This window comes from Cryobacterium sp. CG_9.6, from assembly GCF_029893365.1.
Lineage (GTDB): Bacteria > Actinomycetota > Actinomycetes > Actinomycetales > Microbacteriaceae > Cryobacterium.
This window is the reverse complement of sequence record NZ_JARXUZ010000001.1, coordinates 2,213,758-2,240,323: the sequence shown is the minus strand read 5'-3', so window position 1 is coordinate 2,240,323 and position 26,566 is coordinate 2,213,758. Positions and strand designations below refer to the sequence as shown.

At 63.5% G+C, this 26,566-nt stretch carries 25 protein-coding genes and 4 tRNA genes; 18 read left to right on the top strand and 11 right to left on the bottom strand.

The window, feature by feature from the left end:
- Positions 1–103 precede the first annotated feature (103 nt).
- Positions 104–2,053, top strand: coding sequence for a 1-deoxy-D-xylulose-5-phosphate synthase (gene dxs, locus H4V99_RS10340; RefSeq protein WP_280677995.1), 1,950 nt, complete (start codon positions 104–106; stop codon positions 2,051–2,053).
- A 43-nt stretch (positions 2,054–2,096) separates the two neighbouring features.
- Here the strand turns inward: dxs and H4V99_RS10335 are convergent, their stop codons facing one another.
- The 4 genes from H4V99_RS10335 to H4V99_RS10320 all read right to left on the bottom strand — a co-directional run bounded on the left by H4V99_RS10335 (position 2,097) and on the right by H4V99_RS10320 (position 7,410).
- On the bottom strand, positions 2,097–4,262 hold the full coding sequence (locus tag H4V99_RS10335) for a 3-hydroxyacyl-CoA dehydrogenase NAD-binding domain-containing protein (RefSeq protein WP_280677993.1): 2,166 nt from the start codon (positions 4,260–4,262) through the stop codon (positions 2,097–2,099).
- The gene (locus H4V99_RS10330; protein WP_280680067.1) at positions 4,259–5,464 is read right to left on the bottom strand and encodes a thiolase family protein; all 1,206 of its coding nucleotides are present in this window, start codon (positions 5,462–5,464) and stop codon (positions 4,259–4,261) included. Before H4V99_RS10330 ends, H4V99_RS10335 begins: the two co-directional genes overlap by 4 nt.
- A 77-nt stretch (positions 5,465–5,541) precedes the next feature.
- Positions 5,542–6,741: an HRDC domain-containing protein gene (locus H4V99_RS10325; protein ID WP_280677991.1), complete on the bottom strand. Its 1,200-nt coding sequence runs from the start codon at positions 6,739–6,741 to the stop codon at positions 5,542–5,544.
- Between the two features lie 72 nt (positions 6,742–6,813).
- Positions 6,814–7,410 carry a DUF3000 domain-containing protein gene (locus tag H4V99_RS10320; protein WP_280677990.1) on the bottom strand — a complete coding sequence of 199 codons (597 nt, stop codon included), beginning with the start codon at positions 7,408–7,410 and terminating at the stop codon, positions 6,814–6,816.
- A gap of 65 nt (positions 7,411–7,475) precedes the next feature.
- Between H4V99_RS10320 and H4V99_RS10315 the strand changes: the two genes are divergently transcribed.
- Entirely contained in the window at positions 7,476–8,690 is a 1,215-nt protein-coding gene (locus H4V99_RS10315) for an alpha/beta fold hydrolase (protein WP_280677988.1), read from the top strand.
- A gap of 21 nt (positions 8,691–8,711) precedes the next feature.
- Here H4V99_RS10315 and H4V99_RS10310 read toward each other — a convergent pair whose 3' ends face one another.
- A complete protein-coding gene (locus tag H4V99_RS10310) occupies positions 8,712–9,152 on the bottom strand; it encodes a SufE family protein (RefSeq protein ID WP_280677986.1) in 441 nt (146 codons plus the stop codon).
- Complete coding sequence (locus H4V99_RS10305) at positions 9,149–10,054, bottom strand: sulfurtransferase (RefSeq protein ID WP_280677984.1); 906 nt, start codon at positions 10,052–10,054, stop codon at positions 9,149–9,151. The genes H4V99_RS10310 and H4V99_RS10305 overlap by 4 nt, the downstream gene beginning before the upstream one ends.
- Positions 10,055–10,219: 165 nt before the next feature.
- Between H4V99_RS10305 and zapE the strand changes: the two genes are divergently transcribed.
- Both zapE and H4V99_RS10295 read left to right on the top strand, forming a co-directional pair.
- Positions 10,220–11,296, top strand: coding sequence for a cell division protein ZapE (gene zapE, locus H4V99_RS10300; RefSeq protein ID WP_280677982.1), 1,077 nt, complete (start codon positions 10,220–10,222; stop codon positions 11,294–11,296).
- 186 nt (positions 11,297–11,482) lie between these two features.
- A complete protein-coding gene (locus H4V99_RS10295) occupies positions 11,483–12,706 on the top strand; it encodes an ammonium transporter (RefSeq protein WP_280677980.1) in 1,224 nt (407 codons plus the stop codon).
- A gap of 61 nt (positions 12,707–12,767) precedes the next feature.
- Here the strand turns inward: H4V99_RS10295 and H4V99_RS10290 are convergent, their stop codons facing one another.
- The 5 genes from H4V99_RS10290 to H4V99_RS10270 form a co-directional block, all read right to left on the bottom strand.
- Complete coding sequence (locus tag H4V99_RS10290; protein WP_280677978.1) at positions 12,768–13,949, bottom strand: MarP family serine protease; 1,182 nt, start codon at positions 13,947–13,949, stop codon at positions 12,768–12,770.
- Between the two features lie 196 nt (positions 13,950–14,145).
- Positions 14,146–15,042, bottom strand: coding sequence for a hypothetical protein (locus tag H4V99_RS10285; protein ID WP_280677976.1), 897 nt, complete (start codon positions 15,040–15,042; stop codon positions 14,146–14,148).
- Between the two features lie 108 nt (positions 15,043–15,150).
- Positions 15,151–15,804 (bottom strand): SDR family oxidoreductase, encoded by a 654-nt coding sequence (locus H4V99_RS10280; RefSeq protein WP_280677974.1) that lies wholly within the window; start codon positions 15,802–15,804, stop codon positions 15,151–15,153.
- Between the two features lie 299 nt (positions 15,805–16,103).
- Positions 16,104–16,610 carry a DUF1801 domain-containing protein gene (locus H4V99_RS10275; RefSeq protein WP_280677972.1) on the bottom strand — a complete coding sequence of 169 codons (507 nt, stop codon included), beginning with the start codon at positions 16,608–16,610 and terminating at the stop codon, positions 16,104–16,106.
- Positions 16,611–16,788: 178 nt separating this feature from the next.
- Positions 16,789–16,861, bottom strand: a tRNA-Val gene (locus H4V99_RS10270).
- A 196-nt stretch (positions 16,862–17,057) separates the two neighbouring features.
- On the opposite strand from H4V99_RS10270, the gene H4V99_RS10265 reads away from it, so the two are divergent.
- From H4V99_RS10265 to yajC, 14 genes are all read left to right on the top strand, one after another.
- Positions 17,058–17,129, top strand: a tRNA-Gly gene (locus H4V99_RS10265).
- 58 nt (positions 17,130–17,187) lie between these two features.
- Positions 17,188–17,261 (top strand) — tRNA-Cys (locus H4V99_RS10260).
- A gap of 44 nt (positions 17,262–17,305) precedes the next feature.
- A tRNA-Val gene (locus H4V99_RS10255) sits at positions 17,306–17,377 on the top strand.
- A gap of 74 nt (positions 17,378–17,451) precedes the next feature.
- Positions 17,452–17,919: a DUF2269 family protein gene (locus H4V99_RS10250; protein ID WP_280677970.1), complete on the top strand. Its 468-nt coding sequence runs from the start codon at positions 17,452–17,454 to the stop codon at positions 17,917–17,919.
- Positions 17,920–17,995: 76 nt separating this feature from the next.
- On the top strand, positions 17,996–20,014 hold the full coding sequence (gene thrS, locus H4V99_RS10245; protein ID WP_280677968.1) for a threonine--tRNA ligase: 2,019 nt from the start codon (positions 17,996–17,998) through the stop codon (positions 20,012–20,014).
- 1 nt (position 20,015) lies between these two features.
- A complete protein-coding gene (locus tag H4V99_RS10240) occupies positions 20,016–20,633 on the top strand; it encodes an HIT domain-containing protein (protein ID WP_280677966.1) in 618 nt (205 codons plus the stop codon).
- A gap of 7 nt (positions 20,634–20,640) precedes the next feature.
- Positions 20,641–21,543, top strand: coding sequence for a pyridoxal 5'-phosphate synthase lyase subunit PdxS (pdxS, locus tag H4V99_RS10235; RefSeq protein WP_280677964.1), 903 nt, complete (start codon positions 20,641–20,643; stop codon positions 21,541–21,543).
- A gap of 10 nt (positions 21,544–21,553) precedes the next feature.
- Positions 21,554–22,159 carry a pyridoxal 5'-phosphate synthase glutaminase subunit PdxT gene (gene pdxT / locus H4V99_RS10230; RefSeq protein WP_280677962.1) on the top strand — a complete coding sequence of 202 codons (606 nt, stop codon included), beginning with the start codon at positions 21,554–21,556 and terminating at the stop codon, positions 22,157–22,159.
- Between the two features lie 65 nt (positions 22,160–22,224).
- Positions 22,225–22,812 (top strand): DUF1697 domain-containing protein, encoded by a 588-nt coding sequence (locus H4V99_RS10225; protein ID WP_280677960.1) that lies wholly within the window; start codon positions 22,225–22,227, stop codon positions 22,810–22,812.
- A gap of 146 nt (positions 22,813–22,958) precedes the next feature.
- On the top strand, positions 22,959–23,723 hold the full coding sequence (locus H4V99_RS10220) for a YebC/PmpR family DNA-binding transcriptional regulator (protein ID WP_280677958.1): 765 nt from the start codon (positions 22,959–22,961) through the stop codon (positions 23,721–23,723).
- A gap of 11 nt (positions 23,724–23,734) precedes the next feature.
- Positions 23,735–24,358, top strand: a complete 624-nt coding sequence (ruvC, locus tag H4V99_RS10215; RefSeq protein WP_280680065.1) for a crossover junction endodeoxyribonuclease RuvC — start codon at positions 23,735–23,737, stop codon at positions 24,356–24,358.
- Positions 24,355–25,032, top strand: coding sequence for a Holliday junction branch migration protein RuvA (ruvA, locus tag H4V99_RS10210; protein ID WP_280677956.1), 678 nt, complete (start codon positions 24,355–24,357; stop codon positions 25,030–25,032). Before ruvC ends, ruvA begins: the two co-directional genes overlap by 4 nt.
- Positions 25,029–26,063 carry a Holliday junction branch migration DNA helicase RuvB gene (ruvB, locus tag H4V99_RS10205; protein WP_280677954.1) on the top strand — a complete coding sequence of 345 codons (1,035 nt, stop codon included), beginning with the start codon at positions 25,029–25,031 and terminating at the stop codon, positions 26,061–26,063. Before ruvA ends, ruvB begins: the two co-directional genes overlap by 4 nt.
- Positions 26,064–26,137: 74 nt before the next feature.
- On the top strand, positions 26,138–26,524 hold the full coding sequence (gene yajC, locus H4V99_RS10200; RefSeq protein ID WP_280677952.1) for a preprotein translocase subunit YajC: 387 nt from the start codon (positions 26,138–26,140) through the stop codon (positions 26,522–26,524).
- Positions 26,525–26,566 lie beyond the last annotated feature (42 nt).

Genomic DNA, 26,566 nt, shown 5'->3' with positions numbered 1-26,566 from the left:
CGCGCGCGGCGCGTAGACTCAGGTAACTTGGGTCTACGTGCCGCGTGTTTTTTGTGGTCCCGGCACTTCGTGAGAAGCCTCACGTCAATGAAAGGTGAAGCGGATGACTCTGCTTGAGACGATTTCCGGCCCCCGAGACCTCGACGGGCTCACGCGGGACCAGCTGGTGCAGCTGGCCGCGGAAATTCGGGACTTCCTCGTGCGCGAGGTGTCCAAGACCGGCGGGCACCTGGGACCCAACCTGGGCGTTGTCGAGCTCACCATCGCCATCCACCGGGTCTTTGACTCCCCGAAGGATTCCATCGTCTTCGACACGGGGCACCAGTCCTATGTGCACAAGCTCCTGACGGGCCGCCAGGACTTCAGCAGGCTTCGGGATTCCGGTGGGCTCGCCGGGTATCCCCAACGCTCTGAATCGGTGCACGACATCGTGGAGAGCTCCCACGCGTCGAGCTCACTCTCCTGGGCAGACGGGATTTCCCGTGCATTCGAGATGTCAGGCCAGACCGACCGCCACGTGGTGGCCGTGGTGGGTGATGGAGCTTTGACCGGGGGAATGACCTGGGAGGCCCTCAACAACATCAGTGACGACAACACGCGCAAGCTCATCATCGTGGTCAACGACAACGGCCGTTCGTATGCTCCTACCATTGGCGGCATGGCCCGGTTCCTCAACACGGTGCGCACCCGGGCAAGCTATCGGGATGCCTACATCACGAGCCGGCAGATGTTTGACAAGCTCGGTGCCCCCGGCCGTGCCGTGTACCGGGGCGTGCGCGGTGGGTTGCGCGGCTTCCTCAGTCGCGTCGCCAATAACGAGGCCCTGTACTCCAACCTCGATATCAAATACCTGGGTCCGATCGACGGTCACGACGTGGAGGCCATGCGTGAAGCGCTGACGCAGGCCAAAAACTACGGCGCGCCGGTGATTGTGCATGCCATCACCCAGAAGGGCAAGGGCTACAGTCCTGCCGTGCTGGATGAAGCCGACCAGTTCCACGCGGTGGGACAGATCGACCCCGAGACTGGTGAGTCCCTCGCGGCCCCGGGAGCGGCCTCGTGGACGTCCGTTTTCGCGGATGAACTACTTGAGCTGGCCACCAAGAATCCTCGCCTGGTGGGAATCACCGCAGCGATGCTGCGCCCCACGGGCCTGCACAAAATGGCGGAGCGTTTTCCTGACCGCGTGCACGACGTGGGTATTGCTGAGCAGCACGCCGTCACATCCGCTGCGGGCATGGCCTTTGGCGGTCTGCATCCCGTCGTGGCTCTGTATGCCACGTTTATCAACCGTGCCTTCGACCAGGTTCTGATGGACGTGGCCCTGCACCACGCGGGTGTCACGTTTGTGCTTGACCGTGCGGGAGTGACGGGGCCCGACGGACCGAGCCACCACGGCATGTGGGACCTCGCGATTCTGCAGGTTGTTCCCAACATTCGCCTCGCCGCACCGCGCGACTCCGTGCGCCTGCGGGAAGAACTGCGCGAGGCCGTTCAGATTGATGACGGCCCGACCGTGCTGCGTTACCCCAAGGGGAGCGTTGGCGTGGAGTTTGACCCGATCCGACGCCTTGCCGACGGTGTTGATGTTTTGCAGGAATCGACGCAGGCTGATGTGCTGATCGTTACCGTTGGTCCGATGGCTGCGACAGGGCTCGACGTTGCCGAGCGGCTGGCCGCGCAGGGAATCGGTGCCACGGTCATTGACCCACGCTGGGTTGTACCGGTGGCGCAGAGCGTGATTGACCTCGCTGCCGGTCACCGTCTCGTGGTGACCATCGAGGACGGAGTGCGAGTGGGGGGCATCGGAACCCGGATTCGACAGGAACTTCGCGCCGCCGGCGTGGACACGGCGGTTACCGAGCTGGGGCTTCCGGACCAGTTCCTCGACCACGCGAGTCGGGCCGAGATTCTTGAGGCTGCCGGTCTCAGCGCCCAGCAGATTGCCCGCGACGTGGTAGACATGGTGCTCGGAAGCAAGCTTCCGCACGCACGGCCCCTAGCGGCCGATCACACGGACACCGGATCGGTTTCGGTGACGCGGCGCGACTAGAGGAGGGAGGGGGCGACCCGAGCGGCCGCCCCGAGCCCCCGGGCTAGTCGGTGACGACCGTGACGGCGACTGCTGAGCCCACTCCGCGGATCTTCGGTGTGTGGAATGAACCACCAAAGACTCGCTCGCTGGCACCCACGCGGTCGAGGTAGGGAGTGACCCCGCCCATCTGGAACGGATAACCCGCGCCCAGAATCATGCACAGGTCGATGTCCTCGGCCGCGTGAACGACGTCGTCATCCAGCATCCGCTTGATTTCGTCGGCGAGGCCGTTCTCGAAACGCAGCTGCAGCTCTTCCGCCGTCATCGGAGCGGTGCCGCCGGCCACGATCTTGAGTGCCACCTTGTCGTAGCCCTTGATCTTTCCCTTGGCATCGCGCTCGAGGAGCGTGCCGTGCTCGGCCAACCGGTGCAGGTTCGTGCTCTCAAAGAACCGGTCCGGGAACGCCGCGTGGTGGGTGTCCAGAACGTGCGCGCCCACCTTCAGGCCCACCAGCTCCAGAAGCTCGAACGGTGTCATCGGCAGCCCGAACGGGGCGATGGCTGCGGAGACGGTATCGAACGGAGTACCCGTATCCACCGCGTGCATTGCCTCGCCAAGCACCTTGGCCAGAATGCGGTTCACCACGAAACCGGGGGTGTCCGTGGTGATCACGGCGTTCTTGCGCAGCTTTCCGGCGATGACCATGGCGGTGGACAGCGTGACCTCGTTGGTCTGCGGCGTGTTGACGACCTCAATGAGTGGCATGACCGCCACCGGGTTGAAGAAGTGGAAGCCCACGAGCCGCTCCGGGTTGAGCAGCTTGGCACCGATCTGCTCCACCGACAGCGAGGAGGTGTTGGTGGCCAGAATGGCTTCCGGCGAGATGTGCTTCTCGATCTCGGCGAAGACGTCCTGCTTCACACTGAGTTCCTCGAAGACGGCCTCAATCACCCAGTCGGCGTCAGCGAAGTCCGCCTTGTTGGTTGTTCCGGTGACCAGATGGCGCAGCCGGTTGCCCTCATCGGCTGACATGCGGCCCTTGGCTTCGAGCGCAGCAATTTCGCTGTGAATGTATGCCACGCCTTTGTCGACGCGAGCCTGGTCGAGGTCGGTGATGACCACGGGAACCTGCAGGCGACGCACGAAGAGCAGAGCAAACTGGCTGGCCATCAGGCCGGCACCAATCACGCCCACCTTGGTGATGGGGCGAGCGAGCTTCTTGTCCGGAGCACCGGCCGGGCGCTTGGCGCGCTTCTGCACGAGGTTGAAGGCATAGATGCTCGCCTGCAGCTGGTCGCCGGAGATGAGCTCGGCCAGAGCGTCATCCTCACGTTCGAAGCCCTCGGCCTTCGTGCCCGACTTGGCGGCGCGCAGCAGCTCGAGAGCCACATACGGTGAGCGAGCCACGGTGCCGATTCGGCCCTCGAGCATCTTGCGGGCAATGCCGACGGCAACATCCCACTTGACCAGTCGCTCGATCTTGCCGGGCTCGTTCGGACGCGACACCGTGATGGTGCCGGCAATGACGCCGTCGGCCCACTCGATGGACTGCTCCAGGAAGCGAGCGGAGGCGAACATGACGTCCGCGATTCCGAGCGAGAGCGCATCCGCTCCCTTGAGGGTGCGGTTGTTCTTGAGCGGGTTCTCGATGATCACCTTGAGGGCGTTCTCGATGCCGATGAGGTTGGGCAGCAGGTAGGAGCCGCCCCAGCCCGGGATGAGGCCGAGGAAGACCTCGGGCAGTGCGATGGCCGGTACGGTAGCGTCCACGGTGCGGTACTGCGCGTTGAGGCCAACCTCCAGCCCGCCGCCGAGTGCCAGGCCGTTGATGAACACGAACGAGGGCACCCCGAGGGTGGCCTGCTTGCCGAAGGCGTGGTGACCCAACTGGGAGAGCAGCTTGCCCACCTCGCGGGACGGAATCTCCGCGACCTTGCTCAGGTCGGCGCCGGCCGCGAGGATGAACGGCTTGCCGGTCACGGCCACGCCGTGAATCTCGCCGCGGGAGGCGCGAGCCGTGAGGGCGTCCATGGTGGTGGCGAACTCCATCAGGGACACCGCGCCGAGTGTGTTCGGGCGGGTGTGGTCGCGACCGTTGTCGAGGGTGACGAGCGCGAGCACGCGTCCACCGCTGAGGGGAATATCACGAACGAGCGAGTGCGTCACGACCTCATCGGCCGACAGCTCAAGCAGGGGGGAGAAATCGAGAGAATCGTAGTTGGTCATCGCTTCGCTGCCTTCTTGTTGAAGTGCGGGTTTTCCCAAATGACGGTGCCGCCCTGGCCGAGTCCAATGCACATTGCCGTGAGTCCGTAGCGCACCTCGGGGTGCGACTCGAACTGGTGCGCGAGCTGGTTCATCAGACGCACGCCAGAACTGGCCAGCGGATGCCCGATGGCAATCGCGCCGCCATACTCATTGACGCGCGGGTCCTCATCGTCGATGCCGAAGTGGTCTAGGAACGAGATGACCTGCACGGCGAAGGCTTCGTTCAGTTCGAACAGGCCAATGTCGGTGATGCTGAGGCCGGCCTTGCGCAGCGCCTTTTCGGTGGAGGGTACGGGCCCGAGGCCCATGACCTCCGGTTCCACGCCGGCAAAGGCGAAGCTCACCATTCTCATTTTGATACCGAGCCCCAGTTCCTTGGCTGTGTCGGCGCTGGCCAGCAGGCAGGCAGATGCGCCGTCGTTGAGTCCAGAGGCGTTTCCGGCGGTGACGCGGCCGTGGGAGCGGAAGGGGGTGCGCAGCGTGGCGAGGCCCTCCATGGTGGTTTCGGGGCGCGGCGCCTCGTCCACGGTGGCCAGCCCCCAGCCGGATTCGCCGCGCGTGGCAACCGGGATGAGGTCGGGCTGGATCTTGCCGGCTGCGTACGCGGCCGCCACCTTCTGCTGGCTGCGCAGAGCGAAGCGGTCGGAGCGGTGCTTCGTGTAGGCGGGGAACCGGTCGTGAATACGCTCGGCGGTGGCGCCCATGTTCAGCGCATCCTCACTCACCAGACGCTCGGACAGGAACCGGGGGTTCGGGTCAACGCCCGATCCCATGGGGTGACGACCCATGTGCTCCACGCCGCCGGCAATCGCCAGGTCGTAGGCGCCGAAGCCAATGGATGCGCCCATCATGGTGACGGCCGTCATGGCGCCGGCACACATGCGGTCGATCGCAAATCCGGGAACCGATTTCGGCAGCCCGGCGAGGAGTGCGGCCGTGCGGCCGAGGGTCAGACCCTGGTCGCCGGTCTGTGTCGTAGCCGCAATAGCCACATCATCGATTCGCTCACTCGGGACACCGGGGTTGCGCTCCATCAGGCCGATGATGGCCTTGACCACCAGATCATCTGCCCGGGTGTTCCAGTACATTCCTTTTTCGCCAGCGCGTCCGAACGGGGTGCGAACCCCGTCCACAAATACGACTTCTGCTCTCTCGGCCACAATGCCTCCATCAGTCAATCAGGTCTCCACCGATCCTAGGGGGGCAGTATTTGGGCGGCGGAATCGTTTGACTGTTTCTACGACTCAGGTTCGGTGGGTTCGTCCGCAGCTTGTGGGATTTCTACAAAAGCATCCGCTATTAATTGTGCGGTCGCGTCAATTTGCCACGGTCGCGCACCCAGGGCGCTGAGGGCGTCGCGAATGGATGCCTCGTTGGCGTTAGCGGGTGGAGCCCAGCACACCCGGCGCAGATACTCCGGGGTGAGCAGGTTCTCCAGGGGAATCGCCCGCTCCTCGGTGAGTAGTGTGAGTGCAGCCCGGGCGGCACGAAGACGGGTGTCGGCCTCCGGGTTGCGCTCCGCCCACGCCCGGGGTGGGGGCAGAGTGTCGGTGTGTGGCTTGGCCTGCGGCATATCGGTGCTCACCAGAGCCGCTTCGATCGCTGCCCACCAGCGGTCGAGCTCGTTCCGGCTGGCGCGCCCGGTGAATTCACGCAGTGTGGCCAGTGCCTGCCGTGTGGTGGGGAGCACCCGTGCGGCGGCGATGATCGAGGCGTCGGGCACGAGGCGACCGGGCGACACATCACTGTCGCGCGCCAGATCGTCGCGGGCGATCCACAGTTCACGGGCGGCCGTCAGGTTGCGCTGGCCGCGGAGGGAGTGGATGCCCGACAGCCGCCGCCAGGGGTCAACACGTGCCTCCGGAGCGGGCTTGTCGAGTACAGCGAGGAATTCCTGGTCGGCGAGCTCGGTCTTGTCCGACTCCAGAAGCAGGCCCACCATGATGTCGCGCAGGTCCGGGAGCAGTTCCACGTCGAGGGCGGCGTACACCAACCACGATTCGGGGAGGGGCCTGGTGGACCAGTTTGCTGCAGAGTGTTCCTTGGCCAGATGAATTCCGAGGAGTTCCTCCACCACGGTTCCGAGGCCCACACGCGGGAGTCCCAGCAGCCTGGCCGCAAGTTCGGTGTCGAAGATCGTCTGCGGGTTCAGGCCCACTTCGCGCAGGCAGGCCAGGTCTTGGCTGGCGGCGTGCAGAATCCAGACCTCGTCGGCGAGGGCCTCGTTGAGTTCGCTGAAGTCGCCGATCATGGGTGGATCGAACAGGAATGTGCCGGCTCCACGCCGGAAGATCTGAATCAGATACGCGCGCTGCGAGTAGGTGAAACCAGATGCTCGCTCGGCGTCGACACCGATCGGGCCGGTGCCAGCCGCCAAGGCAGCGGTTGCGGCCAGGTAGGCCTCTCGAGTGTCAATAACGCTGTGTGTCGAGTTCATACCCTGCTTTTCGGTGTGCTGTTGTCGTGCTCGTTTCTTCTACCGCATCAATTCTCTCGCTCGCGGGACGTATCAGCCACCACCGCGGGCTGCGCGACGGGCCGAGAGCCGACTGATGCCCTCCCCGACGGGGGGAAGCCCGGCAATCATGCAGAGCAACTCACCCCACCCCTCGACATGCGCGGTGAGGTTGTGATCGAGTGGGGTCCACGACGCGCGGAGCTCAATCTGGGCGCCGTCGCCCTGCTGAGCGAGCGCACCGAAGCCGGAGGAAATGATTTTGGTGGCCGTTCCCGACGCCGCGGTATACCGCGCGCCCCGCGCGGTGAGGGCATCCACCAGCCACGTCCACGTCACCTCGGCCAGGAAGGGATCCAGGCCGATTTCCACCTCGAGGGGCGCCTGGGCGAAACAGACCACTCGAAAACGTCCGCCCCAGCTTTCAGGCTCATCGGGGTCATACAGCAGGATGAAGCGCCCGGTTCCCTGTTCGGAGTCGCTCCCCGGGCGCACCGGTTTCACGTCCGCGGACAGTGCCACCGAATACGGGGCCAGTCTGCCGGGCGCCGGTATTTCGGTCACCACCAGTTCAGCCCGAGTGGCGGCACGGCGAAGGGCATCGAGAGCTGCTGCAAACTCCGGTGGGAGCGATTCCTCAGTTTCGGACACGTCTGCAGACTAGAGTTTTTTCTGGGTGTTGTCTGCGAGGCACGCCGGGCGAGCTGGAGGTGTGCGTGAGCGGCAATCAGAGTCGTGGCCGGGGCTTGCAGCGGGCAGTGGGCGTAACCGGGATTGTCGTGGTCGCACTGGGCGCGGCCGTGGCGACCACCGGGGGCGTGCTTGCGGCGGTCATGGCTCGCACCGTTGTCACCCCACCGGTCGCAAGGCCTGACGATACCCGGGTCATCGCTGTGGATCAGGCCGGTGGAACCGTCACCCTGCAGTCCACGCCCGATTCGGTGCTTCCTGGCGACTACAGCTTCTTTTTCAGCGCCGGAGCAGGCCACGCGCAACTGGGTGAGGTGGTCACGGCCACCGCACGCACCGTTACCCGACGCATTCTCTCTGTCGATCAGGGTGATCTGAACACGGCCCAACAGGGGCGCTTCAGCGGATGGCTGTACCGGGGGCCGGAAGATCTGCCATACGCCTTCTCGAACGTCATTGTTCCCCTCGAATTCGGGCAGGGAGCACCGGCCTGGCTCATTCCCGCCGAGAAGCCAGCTGACCACTGGGTTATTCAGGTGCACGGTCGGGCCGTGACCCGGGCCGAGGGACTGCGGGCCGTTCCGGTCTTTCGGTCGGCCGGTTACACGTCGCTACTCATCTCCTACCGCAACGACGGGGACGCCCCGCCGAGCGGTGACGGTCGATATTCGCTCGGTGACACGGAGTGGCACGATGTCGATGCGGCGATCGAGTTCGCCGCACGCCACGGTGCACGGAGCATCGTTTTGATGGGGTGGTCGATGGGCGGGGCAATCGTGCTTCAAACAGCCACCCGCACGTCGCACTCACAGCTCCTGGCGGGGATCGTGCTTGAATCTCCCGTGATCGACTGGGCCGATGTCGTGGCCTACCAGGGCGTGGAACTGCGGCTGCCCACGTTCATCGCTCGCGCCGCGATGGAGGTGATGGGACGTCGGTGGGGCGGCCTCATCACGGGCCAGAGCGTCCCCATCGACTTTCGCCGTCTGGACTTCGTGGATCGGGCCGACGAGCTCGAACATCCCATGCTGCTGCTGCACAGCAACGACGATGGCTTCGTGCCGGTGACCGGATCCCGTCAGCTGGCCACGCTACGCAGTGACATCGTGACCTTTGTTCCCTTCGGTGTGGCCCGGCACACGAAGCTGTGGAACTACGACCGCGAGCGCTGGAACTCCACCATCACCACCTGGCTGGCCGAGCTACCGCACGCCGCCCCGCCCCCGGCCGAACTGTCCTGAGCAGTTTGGCCGGGTGCGTGCCTAGAGGCCCGTGCGCTCGCGCAACTGACGCTTTGACCGGGCCAGCAGTGCGGACATGCCGCGAATACGCAGTGGTGACACCGCCTCGGTGAGTCCGATCGACTGCGGGTAGTCGTCGGGGACGGCGAGCACCTGCTCGGGAGTGAGGCCGTCGAGCCCCTGTACCAGAATCGACGCGAACCCGCGGGTTGTCGGCGACTCCCGCGGAGCCGTTGCGAACAGGTGAAACGTGTTCTCGGCATCCACTTCGACAAAGATGAAAACGGGGGACTGGCACTCGATTACCCGTTCAAACAGGTCGGGGTGGTCCGCGTACCGTTCCGGTAGCTCGGGGAGTTCGTTGGAGAACTCCAGGAGTAACTGGAGGCGGTCGCGCTGCTCAAGGGCGAGAAAATCCTCGCGAATGTCGGCGAGTTGCTCCGGCAGTGCCGTTTCGGTCATCGACGTGCCGGCGGGGTGGCGCCGGGTTCGGTTCCGAGGGCGATGGGCACGCCCACGGAGTTGCCCCACTCGGTCCATGAGCCGTCGTAGTTGCGAACGCCCTCAAAGCCCAGCAGGTGCGTGAGCACAAACCAGGTGTGGCTGGACCGCTCGCCAATGCGGCAGTAGGCAATCACGTTGTCGCCCTCGGTGAGGCCGGCCTCACCCTGATAAATGGCGTCGAGTTCGGCTCGTGCCTTGAAGGTGGAGTCGGCGGCGGCGGCTCGAGCCCACGGAACAGATGCGGCAGAGGGAATGTGACCACCACGAAGGGCACCCTCCTCGGGGTACGCCGGCATCGTGGTGCGGGCGCCGCTGTATTCCTCGGGGGACCGCACGTCGATCAGCGGGTTGCCGAAGTGGGCGAGCACGTCGCTGCGGAACGCGCGGATGGGGGCGTCGTTGCGCTCCACAATCGGGTACTCAACCGCGGTGACCGCGGACGCATCCGTGGTGAGTGCTCGGCCCTCGGCAACCCAATTGTCGCGACCGCCGTCGAGCAGGCGAACGTCGGAGTGGCCGAAGAGGGTGAAGACCCAGAGGGCGTAGGCAGCCCACCAGTTGCTCTTGTCGCCGTAGATGACCACGGTGGTGTCGCGCGCGATGCCCTTGCCACCCAGCACCTTCGCAAAGGCGGTGGAGTCAATGAAATCGCGGGTGACCGGATCGTTCAGGTCGGTGTGCCAGTCGATCTTGACGGAGCCGGTAATGTGGCCGGTCTCGTAGAGAAGTACGTCCTCGTCAGATTCGACAACGACCAGCCCGGCCGTACCGAGGTGTGCGTGCAACCATTCGGCGGAGACGAGGCGTTCGGGGTGGGCATATTCGGCGAATTTCGGTGCCGGATCGAGCTCGATGGACATGAAACCTCCAGAAGGGGGACTGTTCTGACGCTTCGTCACCGCTGAGCGCGGTTTAGGCTGGTCATAGCCCCACCCTTAAACCTACGCGGTGCGGGCGCCGTTCACATTCCCGCGGCCTTTCGTTGCAGAAGACTACGACCTACGCAGAAGACGAGTAATTCGCGAATGACGCCACAGAATCAGTTTCAGCCCCACCTGCACACGCACACCCGGGTGCCTCGCCTCGGGGAACGTTCACCCGAGATTACGGGTGCAGAAATCGTCGCCGAACTTGTTCCCCCACCTCAGTTTGAGCACGCGTCTTTCGAGTCCTACCGACCCGACCACGACTATCCGTCGCAGATGGGGGCCGTGGAGCGGCTGCACACCTTCAGTGGCGCGGCGAATGGTCAGCGACCGGGTGGTTTCTTCTCGCGCAGCCGCAAGGTGAAGGCGGAACTCCCCGGGATTTATCTGGACGGCGGCTTCGGTGTGGGAAAGACGCACCTTCTGGCCGCACTCTGGCATGAGGCGAAGGGGCCCAAGTACTTTGGAACCTTCATCGAATACACCGCTCTCGTGGGCGCGCTCGGCTATCAGGAGACCATCACACAGCTGCGCAGTGCCAAGCTCATCTGCATCGATGAGTTTGAACTCGACGACCCGGGGGACACCATGGTGATGACCCGCCTGCTCGGCGAATTGGTTGCCACCGGCACGCGTGTTGCCGCCACGTCAAACACGCCGCCAAATTCCCTCGGCGAGGGGCGGTTCGCCGCCCAGGACTTTCTCCGTGAAATTCAGGCCATGTCCTCGAACTTTGAGACCGTGCGTATCGACGGCCTCGACTATCGACGCCGTAACGCTTCCGGTCAGGCCACCGCGGTCGACACCGACGACCTTGAGCACATGGTGACCACCCTGCAGCAGCGCGGTGCCCGCTTCACCGAAGATAACTTCGGTGCCCTCATGCGGCACCTCGGCACCGTGCACCCGTCCAAGTACGTCAAAATCATCCGCGAACTCGACATCATTGCCCTCACCGACGTGTACCTACTCACCGACCAAACGGATGCCCTGCGCCTCGTGGCTTTCATCGACCGCGTGTACGACGCCGAGATTCCCATCATTGCCAGTGGCCTGCCGCTTAACGAGGTCTTCGACGCCGAGATGATGGCGGGGGGCTACCGCAAGAAATACCAGCGCTCCCAGTCTCGAATGGTGGCGCTCACCACGGGGGAGCTGCCACCGCACGCCGAATAACAGCCGTTGGAGCACCAAGCGCCCGAAACACGGTCTTAATCTGCGAGGCCATGGCGTAACGTTCTCGAAACACATGAAGACGTTTCTGGAAACGTCGTCGCCGGATACTGAAAAAGTACCGGAGCGGCACCTGAGCGTATTGTCCTCGTGGTACACCCCGCAAATCGAGAGGTGTGAGGACAATTTATGGACACGGGAAGCATTTCATGGGGAATCATGGCCACGGCCCTGGTTCTCTTTATGACACCGGGCGTTGCCTTCTTCTACGGCGGACTCGTCAAGGCCAAGAGCGTCATCAGCATGATGATGATGAGCTTCGGTGCACTGGGTCTGATCAGTGTGCTCTGGATTCTTTACGGCTTCAACATGAGCGCCGTTGACGGTCCGCTGCAGTTCGCCGGGAACCCGTTCTCCGACTTCGGTCTCAGTGCCCTCGCCACCGGTGAGACAGCCAACGTTGACCTGCTCGGCGCCACGTATGGGGCGACCTTCGCCATCATCACGGTCGCGCTGATCAGCGGCGCCGTCGCCGACCGGGCCAAGTTCGGCTCCTGGATGATCTTCGCCGGCGTCTGGGCCACACTCGTCTACTTCCCCGTTGCCGCCTGGGTGTGGGGTGGTGGCTGGATTATGGAACTCGGCACCACTCTCAACCTCCCGAGTGTCATTGACTATGCCGGTGGTACTGCCGTGCACATTAACGCCGGCGCGGCAGCTCTGGCTCTGGCTCTGGTTCTCGGCAAGCGCGTGGGCTTCCAGAAGGGCATTACCAAGCCGCACAACGTGCCGCTCGTGCTCATCGGCGCCGCCGTGCTCTGGTTCGGCTGGTTTGGCTTCAATGCCGGCGCCGAATGGCTCAACGGCCTGGCCAACGTGGGAATCATCGTGGTGAACACCCTCGGAGCCACCGCCGCCGCCATTCTCGGCTGGATGCTCGTGGAAAAGTTCAAGGATGGCAAGGCCACCTCGGTCGGCGCCGCCTCCGGTGCCGTTGCCGGTCTTGTGGCCATCACGCCGGCCTGCGCCAACCTTGCACCCGGTTGGGCACTCATCCTCGGCCTCCTCGCCGGCTCGGTGTGCGCGCTGTCCATTGAGATGAAGTTCAAGTTCGGCTTCGACGACTCGCTCGACGTGGTGGGAATCCACCTCGTCGGTGGCATTATCGGCACTCTCTACCTCGGCTTCTTCGCCATCGACACGGGCCTGTTCACGGGCGGTGGGAACCTCGGTCAGCTGACCGTTCAGGCCATTGCTGCCTTCGGAGTGCTCATTTACTCGTTCGTTATCGCCTACGTTCTGGGCCTGGCGATCGAGAAGACCATGGGCTTCCGCATCAAGAACGAAGACGAACTCGCTGGCATCGACACCAGCGTGCACGGCGAAGACGGTTACGCCCTCGACCGCGTCTAACACCCTCTCCACAACGGCCCGGGCCATCCGATAACGGATGCCCCGGGCCGTTTGTCATGCGCTAGCCGCGAATGCAGGTGCCCGACGATACTTCGGCGGTGAGGCTGGTGGCCTGTGAAACCACCGGGGTGATCTCCGTGAGTGCCAGAGCGTAACCCACGTTGGCGGTGTCGGCGGCCTTGGCAAAAATCACGCCGGCCACAAGGCCGGACTCGCTCAGCAACGGGCCACCCGACTCGCCCTGCTGCACGTCAGAGGCGAGAGTGTAGACCTCACGAGCGGTGGGGTCCTGACCGTAGATATCGGCGACGCTCAGGGTGCCGAGGGCCAGAACCTGTGCGGGATCGGACACGAACGGGCCGCCAAAGGGGTGACCCTGCGCCACGGCGCCGCTGCCAACGGCAAGATCGTCGCCGAGCTGCAGAGCGGGAGCAGAAAGGCCGTTGACGGCGATGATGGCGAGGTCGTCAACCGAGTCGAAGTACACAACCGTTCCGGAGAGCGCTTCACCGGAGGGCGCTTGGACGACGGGTTCGGTGACACCGGCGACGACGTGAGCGTTGGTGAGAATTCGGTCGGGAGCAACGACGAACCCGGTGCCGGACTGGCTCTGGCCGCAGGAGTACGCCGTTCCGGTGATGAGCATCACGGACTGGGCGGCGACGGTGAGGGCTGGGCTGCTCGTGTCGGCATCCGCTTTATCGGGCACAGGACCGGAGAACGCATCGACAATGCGGGGGAGTCCCTCTTGAACGGCGAGGGATCGCAGCTGCGCCAGAGTGCTCTTGACCGAATTGGGTGTGAGGTCATCAATTCCGCTGATGACCGTGGACGAGGCAATGGCGGGGGACAGGTAGGGAACTCCGAGGGCACCCACGCTGAAGGCCACCATCGACGCGATGAGCGCCGAAGCAACCCCACTGAAAACGGCCCCGAAGAGGCGATCGATAATTCCGAGTGGGCTGCGGTGGGCGAGACGACCAATGCTGTTGCCCACGGACGCGCCGAGAGGGAATCCGATGGCGACGAGAAGAAGAGCCGCGCCGATGGCAGCCGGTGTGCGCCATTCGGGAGCGGGAATCCATGCACCCACGAGGGGAACGACGAAAAATGCCGCCACGCCGCCGAGGGCAGCACCGATGATTCCGCTGAGGCTGCGCACCAGTCCGCTGCGGTAACCGTTCACGAGAGCGCCAAACAAAATGACGATGAGGAACAGGTCGAGAATGAGTGAACCCGTCATGTTGCCCCTTCGGTAGGCGGTGATGTCGCACTGGTTTTTCCGTCTGAACGGTTGGTTTGCCTATCTAGGCTTACATAGCCCTCCTGCGCAACAGCTGGAAGGGCCCGCTCTGCTCGCCGAGCGGGCACGGCTACGCCGCATCGTGAATCAGCGTGGCGACCGGCACGACCCGCGGCATCCGCTGTGTAAGACCTGACTAGCCGATCTTGGTGAGCGCCGTGAAAGACATGGTGGCACCCTGCCCGTTCTGGCAGGTCTGATACAGCAGGTCGTGACCGCCCGGGAGATCTGCCACGGAATCGCGTGAGCTGTTGAGCATGGCCACGATGCCGTCAACCCGATACAGGCCGGAGTGCACCCCGGTGAGCGTGATGATGGTGCCGGCGTCATCGGGAAAGTTCTTACCGCCGCACGACCAGTGTTCGGCGATGGACGGAATTCCAGCGTAGTAGGCGGTGACGTCCACCGAGCCGACGCACTGGTCGAGCTCGGGAAGCCAACCCACGGCCTGCACGTGGTTGGTGTAGAGCGCAGCCTCCCAGGCCGCGACCGCGTCGCGCACAGCCTGCTGAGGTGCCACGAGGGAATCAGCGATGCTGGGTGTGCTGTCGGTGGCGGGAAGATCAACGGATGCCACGGTGCGCGTTGCCGCGTCCAGCCCGGACCCGGGGCTGAGGAACGACGTGTCGGCCGCGGGGGCCGTTCTGGCGACTGCTGTGGCCCGCTCAATCACTGTCGTGTCGGCAGCCAGTCGCGCCCTCGCGTCGGTAATGGCCGCGGCAAGAGCCGTGCGGGAGTCCTCGGTGGCCACCTTGCCCGCGCTGAAATCGAGGGTCTCCTGGGCCGCGGCGATAGCGTCAGCACCGGCCGCTACGGACGCGGATGCCTGCTTCTGAGCCGAGGTATACCCGGTGAGGGCGGCGTCATAGTCCACTTGCGCAGCGGTGAGCACCTGAGTGCGCTGTGCGACTCCGACGACGGCGGTGGCAGCAATAATGGCTCCGGCCAGCGCCAGAGCGAGCACAAGACGGAGTCGTTTGCGCGCTCGAACCGGGGAGGGCGTTGATGCGGCGTCAGTCTCGGTGCCGGCCATCTCATCCCTCCCTCGGTTGTGGAACATGCAGAAGAATACTCGCCCCATATCCTACGGTTTGCGGGAAAGTCAGGGCAAGGGAGGCCAGGTCAGGACCCGGCCTCGTTCCTAGTCGCCTGCGGTGATTGCCGTGTCGATCGGAGTCGTCCCGTCGGTGAACTCGATGAAGCGACCAACCGTGGCGGGCTGCTTCAGCACTGCCGCTGCAACCAGCGCGACATTCTCGCGGGAGGTCTGCTCGGTAGAAGGCGAACTGCTCACACTGATCAGGCCTGTTGCGGCATCAAGGTTGAGGCCGCTCGGGCCGAGGATCGTCCAGGCAAGGTCCGTACCCCGCAAATAGTCATCCGCTGCAGCCTTGGCTTCGTAGTAGGAAAACATTCCGTCGTCGGGGCTTGCTCCGTGGTCGGAGCGTGACCCTTTATAGGAGACCATCACGTAGCGGTGCACTCCGGCCGTGTGGGCCGCGTCCATTGACCGAATGGCCGCGTCACGATCCACCGCGTAAGTGCGCTCCGTGCTCCCGCCGCCAGCGCCAGCAGACCAGACGAGGGAGTCGAAACCGGCCAGGCGGGTGGCGAGCTCGTCCGCGGACAGGGTTTCAACATCCGCAACGACCGCGGTGGCACCGGTGGCGGTGACGTCGTCGGCGTGCTCGGGGTTGCGAATGAAGGACGTGACCTCGTCGCCTGCCACAGAGAGGTTGTGGGCCAGGTGGAGGGCTACTTTTCCGTGTCCACCAATGATTGCGATGCGTGCCATGTGTGTCTCCTTCACGTGAGTGTGTTCTGACAACGGTATGGGTGGCACCTGAATGTTGCGTTCAGGTTGGCCGGATCCGCTCTACGACGGTTCGGACTACGGCCCGATTGTCGCCCAGTGGATCGAAGACAACCAGGACTACGTGGACGGGCTCACCAGCTAGCCTCACGCACCTGCAACGAAAGCCCGCGTCAGACGACGCGGGCTTTCGTAAGTTGACAGGGTGGATCGGTGGCGGGGTCACAGACGGACCGGGCGCCGGCTACTGGCGAATGGTGCGGTGAGCCCGTGTCGGCGCGTCAGGCCGGGTCGAGCGCGTTGATCTGACGCAGCCAGTCGTCGAAGAGTTCGGCGTCGACGTCTTCAGCCACGCGCAGTTTTACGGAGCCCATTTCTTTGGCTCCGCTGGCGTCGAGCTTGCCGGAGGCATCCGTCACCCGCTGCCCGCGCCAGAACAACACCGTCACGAACGAGGCATAAGCCTTGAACCCCGCAACCGGGATGCCGTCCTGCAGCCAGACCGGATGCCCGTGCCACAGCTGCGCGCTCGTCTGTGGCAACCCGGCGTCGAACTTGGCGCGCAGTGTCGCCGCGATCGCTCCGATCGGGTCGGCGTGGCCGGCAAGGTACTCGTCGATGCTGGTGGGCGCGGGAACCGCGGGGCGCAGCGTCGGCACGGCGGAAGGGACCGTGCTCTCGGCGCTGGATACGGTGGCAGTCGTGGCGGACGGTGTTAGGGGGGCGTTGGAGTTCAGGTGAATAGCCTCATTCGGATCGGGTCTAGGGCCGGCCTCGAACAAGGCCATGGAGCCGGGGACCCGTCCACACTGTCATGCTTCACGCTCGCACCTCAAGCCGACGAGCGTTACCGGGCTACTGCTGGCGGGTGGTGGGAATTACGGCCAGCACCTGAGAGCCCACATTGACGCTATAGAACAGCGTTTGGGCAATAAAAAACCCCCGGTTGCCGGGGGTTTCTATCTGTGGGCGATGCGGGACTTGAACCCACGACCTCTTCCGTGTGAAGGAAGCGCGCTACCAGCTGCGCCAATCGCCCAAACCACTGTGTATTCGTGTAAATCTCGTTCCGAATAACTGCGACTTTTGATACTAACCCAGACCGGAGGTCCCGCGCACATCGAGGCGTCGAGGACGCCCATTTGGGGTGGGCAACACGCCGTAAGCGCGTCAGTTTGAATTCCGCATGAACTATCCGCTACAGTCATCAAGTAGGCAAAAACGCTTACAGAAGTGCGGACGTGGCGCAGTGGTAGCGCATCACCTTGCCAAGGTGAGGGTCGCGAGTTCGAATCTCGTCGTCCGCTCAAATGACATGGAATCGGCCGAAAGGCCGGTTCCACTTCATTTGGAGTGAACCCACACGGTGGATTGGCCGAGAGGCGAGGCAGCGGCCTGCAAAGCCGTATACATGGGTTCGAATCCCATATCCACCTCCATTCTTTGGTTGTAACATCCCAAATTGTGTCTAGCAACAGAATTTGGGCGATTGGCGCAGCGGTAGCGCGCTTCCCTGACACGGAAGAGGTCACTGGTTCGATCCCAGTATCGCCCACAGTAAAGACTAAAAACCCCGGCTTACCGGGGTTTTTTTATGCCCAAAAACGGGCCGTGCGATATCCTGAAGGCATGGAAACTCTTTTCACTGTCCTTCATGTTGTTGCCGCCGTTTTCATTATTGGCCCGATGGCAATTCTTCCCATGACGGGAATGCGTGCCGTACGAGCGCGGGAGGCGGGACAGGTGGCAGTTCTTGCCAAGTCCGTGTCCGTCTTCACTCTGCTCTCTCTTCTGGTGACCCTGCTGGGCTTCGGGCTGTTGGGCATGACCGGCCACAGCTTCTCCACCACTTGGGTCTGGCTGTCCACTCTGGTGTACGCGATTGCACTGGTCCTCAACCTGTTCCTGGTGGTTCCTGCGCTGCAGTCCGCCGCGGAGGAGATCACAGCCACGGCTGGCACAGCGACGGCCGGCACAGCGACGGCCGGCACCGTGGCAGTTGCCAAGGTGGCCTCCTACAGCCGAATCGCCGCCGGCTCCGGCATCGTGTCTCTCCTGCTTGTGACCGTCACGGTATTGATGGTCTGGCGTCCCTAGCTTCCGCTGCCTGAACCGTCACCCACGTGCGCGCAGCTAAAGTTGAGAGGTCCGCAATAAATAGGGAGTTACACACGTGGTTGACGGCTTCGCGCTATTCACCGACCGATCCGTTGTCGCCATGCGCGTCAATGGCGAGCTGAAAGATCTGGCCGCCACGGTCGAGACGACAGATGTCGTCGAGCCAGTGACGATCGGGTCAGCCGATGGTCTCAATATTCTTCGTCACTCGGCGGCCCACGTGCTCGCCCAGGCCGTTCAAACGGTGAACCCGGCAGCACGCTTGGGTATCGGTCCGCCCGTCACCGACGGGTTCTACTATGACTTCGACGTGGAGGTGCCGTTCACCCCCGAAGACATCAAGTCCCTCGAAAAGGCCATGGACCGCATCATTCGACAGGGCCAGCGTTTCGTTCGCCGTGTTGTGACGGATGCCGAGGCGCGCGCCGAGCTTGCGGCCGAACCCTACAAGCTTGAACTCATCGGACTCAAGGGTGGCAGCACACCTGAGGCGGAGTCCACCGACGCGGGGGAGTCGGTTGAGGTTGGCGGTGCCGAACTCACCATTTACGACAATGTGGACCCGAAGACCGGGGAAACGGTGTGGAAAGACCTCTGCCGCGGCCCCCACCTGCCCAACACGCGCATGATCGGAAACGGCTACTCGCTCACCCGTCTTGCCGCGGCGTACTGGCGCGGTTCCGAGAAGAACCCGCAGCTGCAGCGCATCTACGGAACTGCCTGGCCTACCAAGGACGAACTCCGCGCGCACCAGACGCGTCTCGAGGAAGCTGCGAAGCGCGATCACCGCAAGCTCGGCGCCGAACTGGATCTCTTCAGCTTTCCGGAGGAAATCGGTTCCGGCCTGGCCGTCTTCCACCCCAAGGGCGGAATCATTCGCCAGGAGATGGAAAACTACTCGCGTCAGCGTCACACCGAGGCCGGCTATGACTTTGTCTACTCACCGCACATCACCAAATCCACCCTGTTCGAAACCTCAGGGCACCTGGACTGGTACCGCGAGGGAATGTTCCCGCCCATGCACCTGGACGAGGAACGCGACGAAACCGGCCACGTAACCCGGCAGGGCGTTGACTACTACCTCAAGCCCATGAACTGCCCCTTCCACAACCTCATCTTCAAGTCGAGCGGTCGCAGCTACCGCGAGCTGCCGATGCGGCTGTTCGAGTTCGGATCGGTCTATCGCTACGAGAAGTCGGGTGTGCTCAACGGTCTCACCCGCGTGCGCGGAATGACGCAGGATGATGCACACATCTACACGACGCGCGACGGAATGAAGGCGGAGCTCACGAGCACGCTGAACTTTGTGCTGCAGCTGCTGGCCGACTACGGTCTGAACGACTACTACCTCGAACTCTCCACCAAGGACCCGAAAAAGTTCGTCGGCAGCGACGATGCCTGGGAGGAAGCCACCGAAACCCTGCGTGAGGTTGCCGAGGCATCCGGTCTCGACCTTGTTGCAGACCCCGGTGGAGCCGCGTTCTATGGCCCCAAGATTTCGGTGCAGGCCAAGGACGCCATTGGTCGCACCTGGCAGATGTCCACCATTCAGTTGGACTTCAACCTGCCGGAGCGCTTCGACCTCGAATACACGGCAAATGACGGCACCCGTCAGCGCCCCGTGATGATTCACCGCGCACTGTTTGGCTCCATCGAGCGATTCTTTGCGGTTTTGACCGAGCACTATGCCGGCGCTTTCCCGGTGTGGCTCTCTCCGGTGCAGGTGGTGGGTATTCCCGTCTCCGAGCAGTATGGCGAGTTTTTGGATGGCATCATCGGTCAGCTGCGTCAGGCCGGCGTTCGCGCCGAGGTTGATCACTCCGATGACCGCATGCAGAAGAAGATCCGCACCCACACCAAGTCCAAGGTTCCCTTCCAGCTCATCGTGGGTGAGGAAGATCAGGCCAACAACGCGGTCAGCTTCCGGTTCCGTGACGGCACGCAGCTGAACGGGGTTCCCGTGGCGGATGCGATTTCTCGCATTCTCACCGCCATCGAGACCCGCGCACAGGTCATGACGGCTCCGGAGTCCGCTGTTGTCGACGAGAGTGCCGTCGAAGCCGGACAGGCCTGACATGACAGAGGCTGATGGCGCGGAGCACAACAACCCGCTCGAGAATTCCTCCGATTTTGCCGCCGTGCCCGACGCCTTCCAGCGGCTGTGGACACCGCACCGCATGGTGTACATCCAGGATGGACAGCAGCCGCACCCCGACGATTGCCCGTTCTGCCTGGCACCGGCCATGGACGACGAGAAGGCGCTCATCGTGGCGCGGGGAAAGTATGCCTACGTGCTGCTGAACCTGTTTCCGTACAACAGTGGTCATTTGCTGGTGTGCCCCTACCGACACATCGCCACCTACGACCACGCGTCGGCCGAGGAGATCGCCGAAATTGGCAGCCTCACGCAAACGGCGATGCGCGTGCTCACGCAGGTGTCCAACTGCGATGGTTTCAATATCGGCATGAACCAGGGGCGCATCGCAGGAGCCGGAATCGCCGAGCACCTGCACCAGCACATCGTGCCGCGCAGGGCTCTCGACTCCAACTTCTTCCCCATCATTGCCGGCACCAAAGCCATCCCCAAACTCCTCGGTGACACTCGCCGCGAGGTAGCGGATGCCTGGCCCAGCGACGAGAGTCCAACCCCCGTTTCGGGGGCCGAAATTTTCGACCCAGCGCAAGGATTATGATTACTAAATGACACAAAACACCTCCTCCGAGCAGTTCGGTTCGAGCCGCGTCAAGCGTGGTCTGGCCGAGATGCTTAAGGGCGGCGTCATCATGGACGTCGTCAACGCAGCACAGGCTCGCATCGCCGAAGATTCAGGCGCCGTAGCCGTTATGGCCCTCGAGCGCGTACCCGCCGACATCCGTTCACAGGGTGGAGTTGCTCGCATGAGCGACCCCGACCTGATCGACAGCATCATTGCCGAAGTCAACATTCCGGTGATGGCCAAGGCCCGCATTGGTCACTTCGTGGAGGCTCAGATTCTTGAGGCTCTGAACGTGGACTACATCGACGAGTCAGAGGTGCTGAGCCCCGCTGACTACAAGAACCACATCGACAAGTGGAACTTCACCACCCCGTTCGTGTGTGGCGCAACCAACCTCGGTGAGGCGCTTCGTCGCATCAACGAGGGCGCGGCCATGATCCGTTCCAAGGGTGAGGCCGGCACCGGCGATGTCTCCGAGGCAACCAAGCACATTCGCACCATCAAGGCGGAGATTGCGCACCTGTCGTCGCTGAGCCGGGACGAACTGTATGTTGCCGCCAAGGAGCTGCAGGCACCGTATGAGCTCGTGGCCGAGATTGCATCGACCGGCAAGCTCCCCGTGGTGCTGTTCACCGCTGGCGGCGTTGCAACGCCCGCCGACGCGGCCATGATGATGCAGCTGGGTGCAGACGGCGTGTTCGTCGGCTCCGGCGTGTTCAAGTCGGGTAACCCCGAGGAGCGCGCTGCCGCCATCGTGAAGGCCGTTGCCTTCTACGACGACGCCAAGGTTATTGCTCAGGCCTCCCGTGGACTGGGCGAGGCCATGGTGGGCATCAACGTGTCCGACCTGCCGGCACCGCACCGCCTGTCTGAGCGCGGCTGGTAACCCAAGCTCAATGACAGTAGCAACACCCGTCGGCGTGCTCGCGCTCCAAGGAGACTTTCGCGAACACGCCGACGTCCTTCGCACGATCGGTGCCACGGTTGTTCTCGTGCGTCGCCCGGAGGAACTCGACCGTGTGAGCGGACTGGTTATTCCGGGCGGCGAATCGAGCGTGATGGACAAGCTCTCCCGCCTCTTCGGTCTTTTTGATCCGCTCCAGGCCGCCGTTCGTGCCGGCATGCCGGTGTACGGAACCTGTGCCGGGCTGATTATGCTCGCCGACACGGTGCTCGATGGCATGGTGGGGCAGCAGAGCATTGGTGGTCTCGACATCGAGGTGCGCCGCAATGCTTTCGGCTCGCAGAACGCCTCCTTTGAGACGGACCTTGTGGTGGAGAGTCTCGGAGACCCGCCCGTGCACGCGGTCTTCATTCGTGCACCGGTGGTCGAGCGCGTGGGGCCACTGGCCACCTCGCTTGCCACCCTGGCCGATGGCCGCTGCGTGGCGGTGGAGCAGGGCAACCTGCTGGGCACGTCGTTTCACCCGGAGATGACCGGCGAACACCGCTTTCATGAATACTTTCTGCAGAAGGTGTACGCCACCGCATTTCGCCGATAGGCCTGTGGGTCGATAGGGTCTATCCACGATCTCTTTCGGAAATATGCTGTGGGAATGAGTCAACGATGACGAAGTATGTGGCCCTGCTGAGGGGCATCAATGTAAATGGCATCACGATTGCCATGTCTGATCTTGCGGATCTGTTTCGGGAACTGGGATTCTCGGACGTGCACACCGTACTGGCCAGTGGAAACGTGCTGTTTCGAACCGGAACCGGTCCCGTTGAGGCCGACGACGAGATCGACCCGAAGGTGGCCGCGGCCGATGTGGCCGCGCGGAAGGCCGTGATCGAGACGGCGCTGCGTGAGCGTTTCGACTATGACGCCCACATTGTTCTGGTCGAGGCGGAGAGCCTCGACCGCATCATTCGTGCGTACCCCTTCGACGCGGATCGCGACGGCTGGTACCCCTACGTGATGTTTGCCTCCGACCCGTCGGCGCTCACTGAACTGGCCGGACATTCTCGCGAACTCGACGCCACCGACGAGCGAATCGAGCTGGGGCACGGCGTGCTGTATTGGGAGGTGCGCAAGGCCGTGGGGATCAAAAGCACCTTCAGCAAGAAGAGCGGCAAGCCGAAGTACCGTGAAACCACGACAAACCGCAACCTGCACACGCTGAGCAAGCTCATCCACGCCGACAGTGATGCCTAAAGACTAGAGACAGCGACCCGGGGCCCGCTTCCACGCGGTTTCGGTAGCCCCGGGCTAGAATGAACAGCGCACCGCGGTGCCACAGTCAACGTCATTCAGTCGCGCAGCACTGACGAACAACGAGCGAGCAACACTACGGGAGATTCATGTCCGGGCATTCCAAATGGGCCACAACAAAGCACCAAAAGGCCGTCACCGACTCGCGCCGGGCCAAGGCCTTCGCGAAGCTCATCAAGAACATTGAGGTCGCTGCCCGGATGGGCGGGGCCGACCTCTCCGGTAACCCCACCCTGGTCGACGCGATTCAGAAGGCAAAGAAGACCTCTGTTCCGAACGACAACATTGACCGCGCCGTCAAGCGCGGTGCGGGGCTGTCGGGCGAGCAGGTTGACTACACGACCATCATGTACGAGGGCTACGCCGCACACGGTGTCGCCATCATGATCGAGTGCCTCACCGACAACAAGAACCGCGCGGCAGCCGAAGTGCGAACCACCATGGCTCGCAATGGCGGCGCCATGGCCGACCCGGGCAGCGTTGCGTACAACTTTCACCGCAAGGGCGTCGTGGTTGTCAAGCACACCGCAACTATCACCGAAGACGACATCATGCTCGCCGTTCTCGATGCCGGAGCCGAAGAGGTCATCGATGAGGGTGACACCTTCGACGTGATCTCCGAGGCTCACGATCTGGTGGCCACGCGTACCGCGCTACAGAGTGCGGGGATCGACTACGAATCCGCCGACATCGCGTTCATCCCGTCGCTGAAGATCGAGGTCGACGTGGAGACCGCCCGCAAGGTGTTCCGTCTCATCGACGCGATGGAAGACCTCGACGACGTGCAGAACATCTACAGCAACTACGACATCTCGCCCGAAGTTCAGGCCGAGCTTCAAGCCGACTCCGAGTAACGCGGATGGCGGTGCGGGTGCTCGGCATCGACCCGGGCCTCACCCGATGTGGCGTGGGCGTCGTGGACGTTGCCGGCAACCGGTCGGCCCGTCTCGTAGACGTGACGGTGCTTCGCAGCGGGCTTGACCTGCCGCTCGAGCAGCGGCTCCTCATGCTGGCGGAGGGGCTGGAAGAAATGCTCGATCGTCATCAACCGCAGTTTGTGGCGATCGAGCGTGTCTTCGCGCAAAACAACGTGCGCACGGTGATGGGAACGGCGCAGATCAGCGGCGTTGCGCTGTTGCTGGCCGCGAAGCGCGGCCTTCCGGTGACCCTGCACACTCCGAGCGAGGTCAAGGCAGCGATCACGGGTTACGGTTCCGCCGACAAAAAACAGGTGGGCACAATGGTGGCGCGAATTCTGGGCCTCACCGAGATCCCCAAGCCGGCTGACGCGGCGGATGCCCTCGCCCTCGCCATCTGTCATGCCTGGCGCACAGGAATCGCGGGTGGAACGCTCCCCACGACCGGCTCCACGCCGGGCGGTAGCCCCGTTCAGCAGACTCCAGCGCAGCAGACTCCCGCGCAAAAAGCGTGGCGCGCCGCCGAGCGCAGCGCTTCGGTGTCCGTGGTGCCCCGTAGTCTTAAGCGGTGATCTCTTCCGTACGTGGCCTTGTCCTCTCCGCCGTAGGTTCCACGGTCGTTATTGAAGTCGGGGGAGTGGGTCTGAGCGTGCAGGTCACACCCGCCACAGCGCTGTCCCTGCGCGTCGATCACGAGGCACGTCTGCTGACGACACTCATTGTGCGGGAAGACTCGCTGACGCTCTATGGATTTCCGAGCGGTGACGAACTCGCTGTCTTCGAACTGCTCGTGGGCGTCACGGGTGTGGGACCCAAGTCGGCGCTCGGTGTGCTGGCCGTGCTGACCCCCCAGCAAATTGCGCAGGCAATCGCCGACGACGCAGACACCGTGTTTCGGAAGGTGAGCGGAATCGGCCCCAAGACGGCCAAGCTTATTGTGCTGAGCCTGGTCGGAAAGCTGGCCGTCACGGCGGTCGCACCCGCATCGACACGACCCACCGGCTCGGCCACGGTGGCGTCGAGCGTTCAGGCGGCGCTGATCGGGCTGGGGTGGACGGAACGTGTGGCCGCGGAGGCCGTGGACGAGACGCTCCGTTCGCTCGAAGACAGCGCCGACCACGGTGCTCCAGTAGACGGTGCTTCAGACAACGGTGCCCCCGAGCCCGTACCACCCACGGTTGCCGTGGTCCTCCGGCTGGCACTGGGTCGGCTTGGGCCGGCACAGAACCCGGGACACCGGTCATGAGCACCGATCCGGGCGTCGAACTCACCAACCCCACACTGGAGAGCGAAACTGAGCTGGCATTTGAGGGCGCCCTGCGCCCCACCAGCCTGGGTGAATTCGTGGGACAGCAGAAGGTTCGCGGTCAGCTTCAACTGATGCTCACCGCCGCCACCATGCAAAACCGCACCCCCGACCACATTCTGCTCGCCGGGCCCCCCGGCCTCGGTAAGACCACCCTGGCCATGATCATCGCCTATGAGGGCAACCGACCGCTGCGCATGTCCAGCGGTCCGGCCATCCAGCACGCCGGAGACCTCGCCGCGGTGCTCTCGTCCCTCGTGCCCGGCGAAGTGCTTTTCATCGACGAAATTCACCGAATGGCCCGTTCGGCCGAGGAAATGCTGTACCTCGCCATGGAAGACTTTCGAATCGACATCATGGTGGGAAAGGGCGCGGGGGCCACCTCGGTCCCGCTCGAACTTGCCCCGTTCACCCTGGTGGGAGCGACAACGCGCTCCGGGCTTCTCCCCAACCCGCTGCGTGACCGCTTCGGCTTCACGGCTCACCTCGAGTTTTATGCCGAGAGTGAACTGGAACAGGTACTGGGTCGGGCTGCCGCGCTCATCAACCTGCCCATTGGCCAACGTGCTCTCGCTGAGATCGCGGGGCGATGCCGCGGTACACCCCGGATTGCCAACCGCCTGCTCCGGCGTGTTCGCGACTACGCCCTCGTACATGGTGGCGAAGCCGACCTAGCCGCCGTGCACGCCGCCCTTGAGCTCTATGATGTGGATGAAATTGGGCTCGACCGCCTCGACCGAGAGGTGATGAAGATCATTCTCACCCGATTCGGCGGCGGACCGGTGGGCCTCAATACCCTCTCGGTTTCGGTGGGTGAAGAGTCCGAAACCATCGAAGCGGTCGTCGAGCCCTTCCTTGTGCGGATAGGCTTCCTCACGCGCACCCCTCGCGGGCGTGTGGCAACTGGCGCCGCGTGGCGACACTTCGGCCTGAGCGATCCTCAGGTTGGTCTTACACTTGATGACCTATAATTCAAGCTGGCTCGTCACGAGTCACACACATAATCTTCGGCCCTGGGGCCGCTACCGGAAGGTCACTTAGTTCTATGGATCCGTTGACACTCGTCATGCTTGCCGTTCTGGCAATGCTCGTCTTTTTCATGTTCCGCAACGGTCGCAAGCGCAAGCGCGACCAGGAAGCGCTGCAGGCCACCATGGTTGCCGGTGCTGACGTCATGACCAACTTCGGCATGTACGGAACGATCGTCTCCATCGATGAGGAAGCCAACAAGGTGGCACTGCTCATCGCCCCCGGCACCATCGTCGACATCCACCGTCAGACCATCGCACGCGTGGTTGAGCCGGTCGTTGCCGAGGCAGACGACGAGGCGCTCGCGCAGAGCCCCGTTATCGAATCCCTTGGCGAGCCCGAGTTCGGGCAGCGCGTCGACGGCGACGACTCCGACAACCAGCCCAAAAAGGGCGACGCGTAACACACCCCTCACCGTGCCCACGCCCTCCGGCGTGGGCACGAG